This window comes from Saccharopolyspora rosea, assembly GCF_025643595.1.
In the GTDB taxonomy this organism is placed as follows: domain Bacteria; phylum Actinomycetota; class Actinomycetes; order Mycobacteriales; family Pseudonocardiaceae; genus Saccharopolyspora; species Saccharopolyspora rosea.
This window is the reverse complement of the sequence record NZ_CP102826.1, coordinates 3,294,389-3,306,650: the sequence shown is the minus strand read 5'-3', so window position 1 is coordinate 3,306,650 and position 12,262 is coordinate 3,294,389. Positions and strand designations below refer to the sequence as shown.

At 72.3% G+C, this 12,262-nt stretch carries 13 protein-coding genes; 5 read left to right on the top strand and 8 right to left on the bottom strand.

Annotation, left to right across the window (positions count from 1 at the left end):
* Positions 1 to 64: 64 nt before the first annotated feature.
* Positions 65 to 832 carry a type I methionyl aminopeptidase gene (gene map / locus NV263_RS15365; protein ID WP_263246955.1) on the top strand — a complete coding sequence of 256 codons (768 nt, stop codon included), beginning with the start codon at positions 65 to 67 and terminating at the stop codon, positions 830 to 832.
* A 23-nt stretch (positions 833 to 855) separates the two neighbouring features.
* On the opposite strand, the gene rox is transcribed toward map, so the two are convergent.
* Positions 856 to 2,283, bottom strand: a complete 1,428-nt coding sequence (gene rox / locus NV263_RS15360) for a rifampin monooxygenase (RefSeq protein ID WP_263246954.1) — start codon at positions 2,281 to 2,283, stop codon at positions 856 to 858.
* Positions 2,284 to 2,797: 514 nt separating this feature from the next.
* On the opposite strand from rox, the gene NV263_RS15355 reads away from it, so the two are divergent.
* Positions 2,798 to 3,946 (top strand): macrolide family glycosyltransferase, encoded by a 1,149-nt coding sequence (locus tag NV263_RS15355; protein WP_263246953.1) that lies wholly within the window; start codon positions 2,798 to 2,800, stop codon positions 3,944 to 3,946.
* Positions 3,947 to 3,998: 52 nt separating this feature from the next.
* Here NV263_RS15355 and NV263_RS15350 read toward each other — a convergent pair whose 3' ends face one another.
* Genes NV263_RS15350 through NV263_RS15335 form a run of 4 tightly spaced genes read right to left on the bottom strand, consistent with a single transcriptional unit; the run spans position 3,999 to position 6,938 of the window.
* Entirely contained in the window at positions 3,999 to 4,574 is a 576-nt protein-coding gene (locus NV263_RS15350; protein ID WP_263246952.1) for a 1,2-dihydroxy-3-keto-5-methylthiopentene dioxygenase, read from the bottom strand.
* Positions 4,571 to 5,188 (bottom strand): methylthioribulose 1-phosphate dehydratase, encoded by a 618-nt coding sequence (gene mtnB, locus NV263_RS15345; protein WP_380758698.1) that lies wholly within the window; start codon positions 5,186 to 5,188, stop codon positions 4,571 to 4,573. Before mtnB ends, NV263_RS15350 begins: the two co-directional genes overlap by 4 nt.
* A 2-nt stretch (positions 5,189 to 5,190) precedes the next feature.
* Complete coding sequence (mtnC, locus tag NV263_RS15340; RefSeq protein ID WP_263246950.1) at positions 5,191 to 5,904, bottom strand: acireductone synthase; 714 nt, start codon at positions 5,902 to 5,904, stop codon at positions 5,191 to 5,193.
* On the bottom strand, positions 5,901 to 6,938 hold the full coding sequence (locus NV263_RS15335; RefSeq protein WP_263246949.1) for a s-methyl-5-thioribose-1-phosphate isomerase: 1,038 nt from the start codon (positions 6,936 to 6,938) through the stop codon (positions 5,901 to 5,903). Before NV263_RS15335 ends, mtnC begins: the two co-directional genes overlap by 4 nt.
* Before the next feature lie 108 nt (positions 6,939 to 7,046).
* Here NV263_RS15335 and NV263_RS15330 point away from each other — a divergent pair, with 108 nt between their 5' ends.
* The 3 genes from NV263_RS15330 to NV263_RS15320 all read left to right on the top strand — a co-directional run bounded on the left by NV263_RS15330 (position 7,047) and on the right by NV263_RS15320 (position 9,592).
* Complete coding sequence (locus tag NV263_RS15330) at positions 7,047 to 7,577, top strand: DUF488 domain-containing protein (RefSeq protein ID WP_263246948.1); 531 nt, start codon at positions 7,047 to 7,049, stop codon at positions 7,575 to 7,577.
* A 306-nt stretch (positions 7,578 to 7,883) separates the two neighbouring features.
* A complete protein-coding gene (locus tag NV263_RS15325) occupies positions 7,884 to 8,708 on the top strand; it encodes an ABC transporter ATP-binding protein (protein ID WP_263246947.1) in 825 nt (274 codons plus the stop codon).
* A gap of 53 nt (positions 8,709 to 8,761) precedes the next feature.
* The gene (locus NV263_RS15320; RefSeq protein WP_263246946.1) at positions 8,762 to 9,592 is read left to right on the top strand and encodes an SAM-dependent methyltransferase; all 831 of its coding nucleotides are present in this window, start codon (positions 8,762 to 8,764) and stop codon (positions 9,590 to 9,592) included.
* 110 nt (positions 9,593 to 9,702) lie between these two features.
* Here NV263_RS15320 and NV263_RS15315 read toward each other — a convergent pair whose 3' ends face one another.
* The 3 genes from NV263_RS15315 to NV263_RS15305 form a co-directional block, all read right to left on the bottom strand.
* A complete protein-coding gene (locus NV263_RS15315; protein ID WP_263246945.1) occupies positions 9,703 to 10,236 on the bottom strand; it encodes a hypothetical protein in 534 nt (177 codons plus the stop codon).
* A gap of 332 nt (positions 10,237 to 10,568) precedes the next feature.
* The gene (locus NV263_RS15310) at positions 10,569 to 10,814 is read right to left on the bottom strand and encodes a non-oxidative hydroxyarylic acid decarboxylases subunit D (RefSeq protein ID WP_263246944.1); all 246 of its coding nucleotides are present in this window, start codon (positions 10,812 to 10,814) and stop codon (positions 10,569 to 10,571) included.
* Positions 10,811 to 12,232, bottom strand: coding sequence for a non-oxidative hydroxyarylic acid decarboxylases subunit C (locus tag NV263_RS15305; protein ID WP_263246943.1), 1,422 nt, complete (start codon positions 12,230 to 12,232; stop codon positions 10,811 to 10,813). Before NV263_RS15305 ends, NV263_RS15310 begins: the two co-directional genes overlap by 4 nt.
* Positions 12,233 to 12,262 lie beyond the last annotated feature (30 nt).

Below are 12,262 nucleotides of genomic sequence, written 5' to 3'. Positions count from 1 at the left end.
TCCGGCGCTCCGGGGCCGTGGCACCAGGACGGGGAAGTGGCCGGTGCGTGGCGGGGAGAACATCGTGATCGAACTGAAGTCGGCGGACGAACTCGACGTGATGCGCGAAGCCGGACGCGTCGTGGCGCGAGCCCTGGAGGCGGTGCGCGCGCAGGCCAAGCCCGGGGTGCGGCTGCGGGAACTCGACGAGATCGCGCGCACCGTGATCGACGAGGCCGGGGCCGTGCCGCTGTTCCTGGACTACCACCCCAGCTGGGCGCCGGGACCGTTCCCCGGCGTCATCTGCGCGTCGGTCAACGACGCGGTCGTGCACGGCATCCCGGACGACCGCGTGCTGAGCGACGGTGACCTGCTCAGCGTCGACTGCGGTGCCCGGGTGGACGGCTGGTGCGGCGACGCGGCGGTGACCTTCAGCGTCGGCGCGGCCCGGCCCGAGGACACCGCGCTGACCGACGCGGCCCGCCAGGCCCTGGCCGACGGCATCGCCGCCACCCGGCCCGGCGGGCGCATCGGCGACATCTCGCACGCCGTCGGCGTGGTCGGCCGCAGCGCCGGCTACGGCATCCCCGAGCTCGTCGGCGGGCACGGCGTGGGCCGCAGCATGCACGAGGCGCCGTTCGTGGCCAACGACGGTGCCGCGGGCAAGGGCGCCCCGCTGCGGCCGGGCCTGGTCGTGGCGATCGAGCCGATGTTCCTGGCCGGCGGTGCCGACGACATCGCGCACGCCCCCGACGGGTGGGAGCTGCGCACCGCCGACGGCAGCCGCGCGGCGCACGTCGAGCACACCGTCGCGGTCACCGACGACGGGCCTCGCGTGCTCACCCTGCCCTGACCCGCACCGCCCGGGCCCGCTGCTCAGCAGGCAGCGGCGCCGAACCACGCGGGCAGCCGGGCCAGCAGGTCCTGCTGCTGCTCACCGACCCACGCCACGTGGCCGTCCGGCCGCAGCAGCACCGCGGGCACGTCCAGTTCCTCGCTGACGTCGACGACGTGGTCGACCCGATCCGCCCAGCCCCGCACCGAAAGCCGACCGGTCTGGTCGAGCAACAGGCCACGACCGCCGCGCATCAACTCGTACAGCCGGCCCCGCTTCAACCCCACGTCCCGCATCCGCCGACCCAGCAGCTCGTGCCCCGCGCCGAGGTCGTAGCGGATGCCGATCGCCGTGATCTTCTCGATCAGGTAGCGGTTGACCTCCTCGAAGCCCATCAGGTCCGCCACCAGCCGCCGCACCGCGCGGGGACCCGGCTCGGGGGACAGCAGCTCCATCTGCGCGCGGGTGTTGTCCAACACGGCGGCGGCCACCGGGTGCCGCTCGGCGTGGTAGCTGTCCAACAGCCCCTCCGGGGCCCACCCGCCGACCTCGGCCGCCAACTTCCACCCCAGGTTGAACGCGTCCTGCACACCCAGGTTGAGCCCTTGGCCCCCGGTCGGCGGGTGCACGTGCGCGGCGTCCCCGGCCAACAGCACCCGCCCGACCCGGTACCGCTCGGCCAACTGGGTGGCGTCACCGAACCTCGACAGCCAGCGCGGCGAGTGCACGCCGAAATCGGTGCCCGCGATCGCCCGCAGCTGCTCGGTGAACTCCTCGAACGTCGGCGGGACCGCGCGGTCGGCGGCCACGGTTTCGGCGGGCACGATCACGCGGTGCACCCCGTTGCCGAGGGGCATGGTGCCGAACCGCAGGTGGGTCTTGCGGACCTCGGCCACCACGGCGGCCACCTCCGCCGCGGGCGCGGCCACCTCCATCTCGCCCAGCAGCGTGTCGATCCTGGTGGGCTCGCCGGGGAAACCGACACCGAGCCGCTTGCGCACCGCGCTGCGGCCACCGTCGCAGCCGACCACGTACCGCGAGCGCAACCGCGCACCGTCCGCGAGTTGCACGGTCACCCCGTCCTCGTCCTGGCCCAGCCCGACGACCTCGCGGCCGCGCCGGATCTCGGCGCCGAGTTCGACAGCGCGCTCGGCCAGCAGCCGCTCGGTGCTGCTCTGCGGGATGGCCAGCACGTAGGAATGCGCGGTGTCCAGCTGGGTCGGCCACGGCCTGTCGATGGCGGCGAAGAAACCACCGGCCACCACCTGCTCGCCGACCGCGAGGAACCGCTCCAGCAGACCGCGCTGGTCCATCACCTCGATGCTGCGCACGTGCAAGCCGAGCGCACGGGCCTGCCCGGTCGGCTCCACTTCCTTGTCCACCACGACCACGTGCACCCCGTGCAGCCGCAACTCGCAGGCCAGCATCAAACCGGTCGGCCCACCGCCGACCACGATCACGTCAACCACGAAATCCCCGTTCGACGAGGGCGGTTTTCCGCCCGGGGGCGTGCACACCCCATCACCCCAGGTCCTGGCTTCGGCGGATGATTCTGCGGCACGACCCGGGTCTTGCCACAAGTCCCCCGGTGCGCTATACGTTGAGAATGGGAGGAAGTGGGGTTCCTCCCATTCTCTTCAACTGTCCGTTGTGGACGGACGGTTTCGTGCTCGGTAGCCCGCGCGCACCGCCCAAGCGCTCCCGGGCCCGCCGATCCCATCGCGGAACGGCAAGCGCGTGGCCGCCGCCACAACGCGCCCGGTTTCGACGTCCGGTCGCTGCGCATCGGCGCGACCGCCGAGGGGTTTTTCGCCGCCGCGCACGGGAAAAGTCACCGCGAACCAGTCGAAGTGGACAATCCGTGCGCTGGGGGCGTGCGGAGCGACACAGGGCGCGACCACCCGCAGAAGCGGATAATGGACTTCCGGTTAGTGGGTCGTCCCGACACGAGGAATGATGAAAAAACACTTCGCCTTCGTCAGCATGCCTGCCGCCGGTCACGTCAACCCCACCCTGTCGCTGGTGGAGGAACTGCTGCGCCGCGGTCACCGCGTCACCTACGCCGTCGGGCCGAACATGCTCGACGCGGTGGCCGCCACCGGCGCCGAGGTGCTCCGACTGCCCTCCGAAATGCCGGCCATGCCACCGAATCCGCAGTTCACGCCGGAACGCATGGCGACCATGATGCAGCACCTCATGGACGACGCACGGCACACGTTCCCGCTGCTGCGCGAACACTTCCGCGAGGACATGCCCGACGCGGTGTGCTACGACGTGGCCACCATGACCGGCCGCATGCTCGCCGTGGAGCTCGGCGTGCCGGAGATCTGCCTGGTGCCCAACTTCGCCTCCAACGAGAACTTCTCGCTGCGGGAGGCCATCATGTCCGACTCCACCGGGTTCGACCCGGAGATGTTCGCCGAGTTCTCCCGGCGCATGGAGGAGTTCTCCACCGAGATGGGCGTGCCCGCCGAACCGCCCATGTCCGGCCCACCCGCCCCGCTGAACCTGGTGTTCCTGCCCCGCGAGTTCCAGCTGGCCGCCGAGACCTTCGACGACCGGTTCCGGTTCATCGGCCCGATGCTCGGCAGCCGCGCCGACCAACCCTGGCAGCCGCGCGACGAGCACGCGCCCGTGCTGTTCATCTCCCTGGGCACCGCGTTCAACAACCGGCCCGAGTTCTACCAGCGGTGCATGTCGGCTTTCGGCGGCACCCGCTGGCAGGTCGCGATGTCCGTCGGCCAGCACGTCGACCTCGACGACCTCGGCGAGATCCCCGCCAACTTCGACGTGCGGCGGTCCTTCCCGCAGCCCTCCGTGCTGCGCCACGCCTCGGTGTTCCTGTCGCACACCGGCATGAACTCCACCATGGAATCGCTGTACTACGGGGTGCCGCTGGTGGCCGTGCCGCAGATGCCCGAACAGGCCGCCAACGCCGCGCGGGCCGAGGAACTCGGCCTGGGACGCCGGTTGGACGCCGACACCGTCACCGCCGAGCAGCTGCGCGAGACCGTCGAGGCCGTGGCCGCCGACGAGGCGATGCGCGCACGGCTGCGCGAGATGAGCGCGGCACTGCGCGACTGCGGCGGCGCGGTCGCCGGAGCCGACGCCCTGGAAGCCCACCTGGGCTGACCACAACGCGCGGGGGCCACCCGCCACCGGGTGGCCCCCGCGATTCCCGGGATCAGCGCGCGGCCATCAACTGGTCGAACGACGGGAACCGCTCGGCGGTGTCGGTGTCGCAGAAGTCACCGATCCACCCGTCCTCGTCGTGGAAGAACCGGATCGCCACGAAGTCCGGCCGGGTGCCCATGTCGAACCAGTGCGTGGTGTGCGCCGGCACGCTGATCAGATCACCGGCCTCGCACAGCACCGCGTACACCTTCTCGCCCAGGTGCAGGTAGAACACCCCGGCACCGCGGGCGAAGAAGCGGTCCTCGTCGTCGTCGTGGGTGTGCTCGGACAGGAACTTCTCCCGCGCCGCGCGGGCCTGCTCGGCCCACGCCGGATCGTCGTCGCGCGGCACCATCACCGCCGCGTCGACCTTGATGTAGCCCTCGGCCGAGACCACCTGGTCCACTTCCTCGCGGTAGGCGTCGAGCACCTGCTCGGAGGTGGGCTCGTCGGGCAGCTCCCGCAGCGGCCAGTGCTGGTAGCGCACGCCGAACTGCTTGAGCACGTCACCGATCTCGGCCGGATCCTCGGTGCGCAGCTCAACGGTGTCGGGATCGGTCTCGGGCCAGACGGTCAGCAACGTCATACCAGCGCCTCCTCGTTGTCGGTGGCCAGGGTGAACCGCAGCAGCCACTCCAGGCACTCGGTGCGGTGCCGGGCCTGCACCAGGTCGCGGCCCCACACGTACACGCCGTGGCGGGCCACGATCAGCGCCGGGGTGGCCGGGTCGTGGACCTCCTCGAACGCATCGCCCAGCACGCGCATGTCCTGGCTGTTGGGCACGACCGGCACGACCATCGTCTCGTCGTCGCGGCGGCCCAGCCCCTTGAGCATCTCCAAGTCCCGCAGCACCACGCCCTCCGGCCAGCGGTGCGCGGCGACCACCGGCGCCAGCATGTGCACGTGGACCACCGCGCCGGCCCCGGCCACGGCCGCGATGCGCGCGTGCAGCCCGGCCTCGGCCGACGGCCGCTGGTCCGGGTTCGGCTGGTCGGGGACCGCGGCGCCGTCGGAGTCGACCACGACCACGTCCTCGGCGCCGAGCTCGCCCTTGTCCAGGCCGCTGGCCGTCACCGCCAGCCGCAGCGGGTCGCGCTGCAACGTCGTCGACAGGTTGCCCGACGTGCCGCGCATCCAGCCCAGCGCGGCGAAGCGGGCGGACTCGGCGGCCAGCGCCTGCCCGGCCTGCCGCAGGTCGATCGTCACCGGGACACCTCCAGCTCGTCGAAGCTCGCCACCACCGGGTGGGTGCCGAAATCAGCGTCGGCGCACGGCTCGCCGGGGCGGGCCACGCCCACCGCGCGCCAGCCCGCGGCGCGGGCGGCGTCCAGCTCGGCGGGCACGTCCGAGCAGAACGCGACGCGCTGCGCCGCGACGCCCAGGGCCTCGCCGATGCGCCGGTACGAGTCGGCCTCCCGCTTGGGGCCCGCGTTGACGGTGTCGAAGTGCGCCTCGAACAGCGGGGTCAGGTCACCGGCGGTGGTGTGGGAGAACGAGGCGATCTGGGCGGCCACCGACCCCGAGGAGAACACCGCCAGCCGCAGCCCGGCGTCGCGCCAGGAACGCAGCGCGGGCACCACGTCGTCGAACAGGCCCGTGGTCAGCTCGCCGCGCGCGTAGCCGTCCTGCCAGATCAGGCCCTGCAACGTCTTCAGCGGCGTGGCCTTGCGGTCGGCGTCCATCCACCGGTGCAGCACCGCCACCACCTCGCCGGTGTCGGCCTGCGCACCCAGCCCCGCCTCGTCCTTGACCCGGGCCACGGCCTCGGCCACGACCGGGTCGCCGCCGTGCTCGCGGATCCACGGGCCCAGCCTGGGCCGGGCGTAGTCGTAGAGCACGACGTGCACCTGGCTGGTGGGCGTCACCGTCCCCTCGATGTCGACCACGACCGCCTCGGCGACCACCGGCACGCTCACTCGGGCAACCCCGCTTCCTGCTCGTCGAAGTACTCGTGCACCCGCTGCGGCGGGAACGCGCCCCGGTCGGTGACCACCGTGGTGACGAACCGGGGATCGGTGACGTCGAAGGCCGGGTAGCGGCCGCGGACCCGGTCGCTGGCGGTGCGGTGCCCCAGCGCGTGCAGCACCTCGTCGCCGTCGCGGAACTCGATCGGCACGTCCGCGCCGGTCGCCGCATCCGGGTCCGGTGCCTGGCACAACGCGTGGAAGGGCACCCCGAAAGCATCGGCGGCCACCGCCAGCTGCAACGTGCCGACCTTGTTGATGACGTGGCCGTCCATGGTCACCCGGTCGCTGGCGGTCACCAGCGCGTCGATCTCCCCGGCGCGCATCAGCGAGGCGGGCATCGCGTCGGTGACCACCGTGGTGTCCACACCCATCTCCGCCAGGGTGTCCGCGGTCAGCCGCGCCCCCTGCAGGTACGGGCGGGTCTCGGTGCACACGAACGACAGGTTCTTGCCCGCCTGCAGCGCCGCCCGCACCAGGCCCACCAGGTACCAGTCGCCCCAGCAGTGGGTGAGCACCCGGGCGGTGTCGGGCAGCAGCGCCGCCCCGGCCCGGCCCAGCCGCAGGCTGCGCCGCCGGTAGTCCGCGGCGCCGGCCCGCGCGCCCGCCAGCGCCGCCGCGGCCACGTCGGCACCGCCGGAGTCCACCGCCGCCAGCACCCACCGCGCGGCCCGGCGCGGGTGGTCGTTGGTGGGGCGGGTGGCGATCAACCGGTCCGCGGCAACGCGCACCGCCGCCCGCGCGGCGTCCGGGTCGGTGTGCTCGCGCGCGGCCAGCACCAAGCCCCACAACACCGCGAAGTAGGGGCCGGAGGACTGGGTGACCATGTCCTCGATCGTGCGCGCCACGTCCTCGACGGTGCGGGCGTGCACCCAGCGGTGTTCGAACGGGAACACCCGGCGGTCCAGCACGTGCACGCCGTCGTCGGCCAACCGCACGCTATCGGCCAGCAGCGGCAGCTCCGGGTGGTCGGAAGGGGGCGGCATGGCACCTCGGTCGCGGACGGGCGGACAGGATTCGCCGCCAGGGTACTGATCAGCCGAACGGGGTCGGAAACCTCATCCACATGCCGGGACGCGGGCAGACTCGGTGTCGTGGTGACGCTGACGACCGTCGGCCACGGCACGGCCGACCGCGACGAGCTGGCCGCGCTGCTGCACGAGGCCGGGTTGCGCGCCGTGGTCGACGTGCGCAGCGCGCCCGGCAGCCGCCGCAACCCCGACGTCGGCCGCGCCGCGCTGAAGCGGTGGATGCCGCAGGCGGGCCTGGACTACCGGTGGGAACCCCGGCTGGGCGGGTTCCGCGCCCCCGCAGCGGACTCGCCGGACGTGTTCTGGCACAACGACGCCTTCCGCGGCTACGCCGGCCACACCCGCGACCCCGACTTCCTCGCCGCCGCGGACCAGCTGCTCGACCAGGCCGCCGCCGAGCCGACCACCGTGATGTGCGCGGAATCGCTGTGGTGGCGCTGCCACCGGCGCATCATCGCCGACTTCGCCGTGCTGGCCCGCCAGACGCGCGTGCTGCACCTGGCACACGACGGTCGCCTCACCGAGCACCAGCCGACCGCGGGCGCCCGGCTGCGTCCCGACGGGCTGCTGGTCTACGACCGGCAGGTCGGCTGACTCAGAACCTGTCTGTGAACCTGCTCCCGGAACAGACGTGGCAAGCGGCGCCAGCCGCTTTCTCTTTCGGTGAGTGGTCTCGCCACTGGCACCGCCGCACCGGCCACGGCCGCACCGGTCGCCATCCCACGTCACCTACCCGTCTCGATCACCCGCCAGAGTAGTCGCGGGGCGGCTGGTAGCCTGCGGACGCGTTCCGGTGGCGCCGCGGCAGTGATCCCGCCGCCCAGTCCGCCCCGTCTCCGCGACCGAGCCCACGCGATCCGTGCCGTCGTCGCGTCCCGTCCTGGCCCGTGGAGGTGACTCGTGATCGATTCCCGTCCCGCCGACAGCGGACCCGTGCTGCGCGTCGCCGACGCCGACGTGGTGCGCGGCGGCAACCACCTGCTGCGGTCGGTGTCGCTGACCGTGCACCGCGGCGAGCACTGGGCCCTGCTGGGCGCCAACGGCGCCGGCAAGAGCACCCTGCTGACGCTGCTGGGCGCCGTCGGCCACCCCACCCGCGGCACCGTCGAGGTCCTCGGTCACCGCCTCGGCCGGGTGGACATGCGCGCGCTGCGCTCCTACGTCGGCCACGTCAACCCGCGCCACCCGCTGCGGTCCCCGCTGTCCGCGCGCGACGTGGTGCTCACCGGCGCCACCAACACCACCGAACTGGTGCCCCGGTGGCAGCCCTCCGCGGAGGAGTCGGCCCGGGCCGACCGGCTGCTGAGCATGCTCGGCATCCTGGACAAGGCCCACGACGGCTGGCCGACCCTCTCGCAGGGCGAACGCGGCCGCGCGCTCATCGCCCGCGCCCTGATGCCCGCACCGCGGCTGCTGCTGCTCGACGAACCGGCCACCGGCCTGGACCTGGCCGCCCGCGAACAACTGCTGGCCAGCCTCGACGCGCTGCGCGCCGAGCACCCCGCGCTGGCGACCGTGCTGGTGACCCACCACCTGGAGGAACTGCCGGCCAGCACCACCCACGCCCTGCTGCTGCGCGAGGGCCGGTGCCTGGCCGCCGGAACCGTCGACGAGGTGCTGACCACCGACCACGTCAGCAAGTGCTTCGACCACCCGGTGCGCATCACCCGCACCCACGGCCGCTGGAGCGCCCGCGCCGACCGCGCCGCCGCCGTGCACCGGTGAGGATCTGCCCGAAGATCGACTTCGGCGTGCTGATCGTTGGTTACCGTGCTGGCATGAACCATGACGCAGAGTTGGCCGCTCAGGTCGCCAACGCGGATTTCGACCGCGCCAACATCGCCCGCATGTACGACTACCACCTCGGCGGGTCGGCGAACTTCGCCATCGACCGGGAAACCGCGGAGCAGGCGCTGAAGATCGCGCCGACCGAGCGGGACTACTGCTTCGCCAACCGCGCCTTCCTCGGCCGGGCCGTCCGCCACCTGGTCACCGAGGTCGGGATCGACCAGTTCCTCGACCTGGGATCCGGGGTGCCGACGGTCGGCAACGTGCACGAGATCGCCCACGAGCACAACCCGCGCGCCCGCGTGGCCTACGTCGACTGGGAGGCCATCGCCTGCTACCACGCCCGCCACCTGCTCGGCCCCGACGAGGACCGGGTGAGCGTCACCGAAGCGGACGTGTGCGACCCCGACACCGTGCTCAACGCCCCGGGCGTGGCCGGCCTGCTCGACTTCAGCCGGCCGATCGCGGTGCTGGCGTTCGGCATCCTCGACATCATCCCCAGCACCGACGGGGCCTCGCTGGTCACCGCCTACCGGGACGCGTGCGTGCCGGGCAGCGCGCTGGCGGTGTCCAACAACGCCCAGCTGACCCGCACCGACGAGGAAGTCGCCGGGCTGCGGTTCCTGCTGTCCACGACCTCGACGCCGCAACTGCACCTGCGCACCCCCGAGGAGGTCGCCGCGCTGCTGCCCGGCTACACCCTGATCGAGCCGGGCGTGGTGCCGGCGGCGCAGTGGCGGCCCGACCGCCCCGTCAGCGACGAGGAAGCCCGCCGCGGCAACGTCTACGGCGCCGTCGGGCTGCTACCGCACCGCGCCTGAACCCGCCGGGTGGGCCGCCGGGCCGCACGGCAGCGGCGCGCCGCGCTCGGCCCGGCTCGTCCGGCCCGTTGTGGCGCGCAACGGGCCGGAGCGTGCCACCCGGCGGCTCGTCACGGGTGGTACAGCTCGGAAACCCGGTCGATGTGATCGGCACCATCGACGTGCAGGCGCGCGTAGACGGAACGTCCGCGCAGCGCGTCGATCAGCTGTTGGGGCGTGCAGGGCGTGGTGCCGGTGCCGTGCTCGTCGACGGTCACGTCGTGGGTGGAGCACAGGGACGCGGCGCTGAGGACCACGGGTGCGGCCGACAGCGGCAACCGGTGCTGCCCGGGGTCACCGGGATCCGTCTCGTAGTGCCCGTCGTCGGGGCCGCCCGCCACGTTGCGAACGAGCTGGAAGCGCACCATGTGCGCGTTGTCGTCGTAGCCGAGCAGGTTCGCGGTCAGGTCCTTGTTGGGGAACCGCAGCTGCGGTGTGACCGGGCTGGGCGCGGCCGCGTCCTGGGCGGACCCGGATGGCTGGACGGCCGAGTTGGTCGGGGCGTCGGTCGGCAGCGAGCACCCGCTCGCCAGTACCCCGAACAGGACCGCACCCGCCGACAACACCGCTGCTGGGCCGGGGATTCGAAGTCGCTGCGCGAACATCCATGTCTCCTGTTGCGTATCGCGTGTGGTGAGAGCCGGTCTTCGAACTTGGTCCCGGAACCCGCGTGGCAAGCGGCGCCAGCCGCTTTCTCTTTCGGTGAGCGGTCTCGCAACCCGCACCGCCGCTGAGGTTCCGCTCCCGGCACCGCCACGCACAACGAGTTCGAAGACAGGCTCGTCTGCTGCTCCCTTGCTGATCATGGGACGTCCACGTCCCCGTCGGGTTGTGGCCGATCTTCGACGCTGCCCGCACGAGCAGAACCCGCTGCCCGCAGGAGCACGCAACGCGCAGGCGCCGTGCGCGGGGCACGGCGCCTGCGCGTTGCGGCGGGTCAGCGGCGGCGCTGGGGCACCGGTGGCATGGCGGGCATGCCTGGGATGTCGGCCGGGTCGACCTTCCAGTCCGCGGGGAAGGCGGCGGGGTCGGTGGCGGCGGGGCCCTCGGTGGAGCGGTAGCTGTAGAAGCAGGTGTCGCAGACGTACATGGTCCACTTGCCCGGGACGGGCGAGGTGGTCATGACGCGCACCGCGGGCTCCTCGCAGCGCGGGCAGACGGTGGTGTTGCGGGCGGAGCTCACTTGATCAGTCCCTTCAGGATCGTCTCCCAGGCGGCGGTGGCCGGCGGGTTGCTGACCTCGTGGGAGTAGTGGCCGCGGGTCTCGGGTGAGATCGGGGTGGTGGCGTCGATGACGACCTTGTGGACGATGCCGTCCGGGTCGGAGCTCGGATCCAGGGCCAGCACCGAGCCGTTGGGCACGGTGACCAGGTCGTGCTGGGGGTGGAAGCGCACCGACAGCGCCCACATGACCTGCGCGAGGTTGAAGGGGTCGATGTCGTCGTCGACGACGATGATCACTTTGCAGTAGGCCAGGCCGTGGGGCGTGGTCATGGCCCGCATGCCGACCGCCTTGGCGTGGCCGCCGAAGCGCTGCTTGACGGAGATGATGCCGAGCAGGCCCTGGGTGTACATGGCGTTGACCGCCACCACCTCGGGGAAATCCGCCTTGAGCTGCCGGTACAGCGGGACGCTGGTGTTCAGGGCGAGGGTGTAGTCCATCTCCGTCCACGGCTTGCCGAGGTAGAGGTGCTCGAAGACGGGGTCGGTGCGGTGGCTGACCCGGCTGATGCGGATGACCGGCTGGCTGCGGGCACCGGAGTAGTAGCCGGTGAACTCGCCGAAGGGCCCCTCGATCTCGCGCCGGCCGCAGATGATCTCGCCTTCGAGGATCACCTCGGAGCCCCACGGCACGTCCAGGCCGGTCAGGGGCGCGGTGGCGATGCGGTAGGGGGCGCCCTGGATGGCGGCGGCCATCTCGTACTCGGACTGGTCGTAGGCCAGCGGCATGCCGCCGACGGTGGAGATGACGGGTTCGTTGCCGATGGCGATGGCGACCGGCAGGTTCTCGCCGCGCTCTTCGGCGGCGCGCAGGTGCAGGCCGATGTCGTGCGCGGCCAGCGGCTGGATGCCCAGGCGGTCCTTGTCCTTGACCTGGATGCGGTAGATGCCGGCGTTCTGCTTGCCGAAGTGGTCCGGGTCGTCCGGGTCGCGGGTGACGACGATCGCCTTGTCGATGTAGCAGCCGACGTCGTGGTCGTTGAGGCGGAACAGCGGCAGGAGCTGGAAGAGGTCGATGTCCTCGGTCAGCGCGTGCTCCTGCCAGGGGGCGTCGGCGCGGTGCTCGACCTGGCCGGGGAAGGCTTCCCAGCGCTCGGCGAACTCGAAGAACTGCTCCTTGACGGGGGTGTCGGTGTCCATGCCGAGCATGAGGGCGTGGTTGGGCCAGGAGCCGACCACGTTGAGGGCCACGCGGCCCTTCCCCCGCTCGTATCCCTCGATGTTGTCGAACAGGAGGGCCGGCCCGCGGTCGGTGAGGTTGGTGGTGGCGGCGGCCGCGGAACTCAGGTCGGGTTCGGGCCTGACCGGGTCCGAGTACTCCAGCAGCTGGTCGTTCTTCCGCAGGGTTTCGAGGAATTCCCGCAGATCGGCGTGGGCCATGGGGTCTCCTTCGTGGTCGGGGCAGGTGCC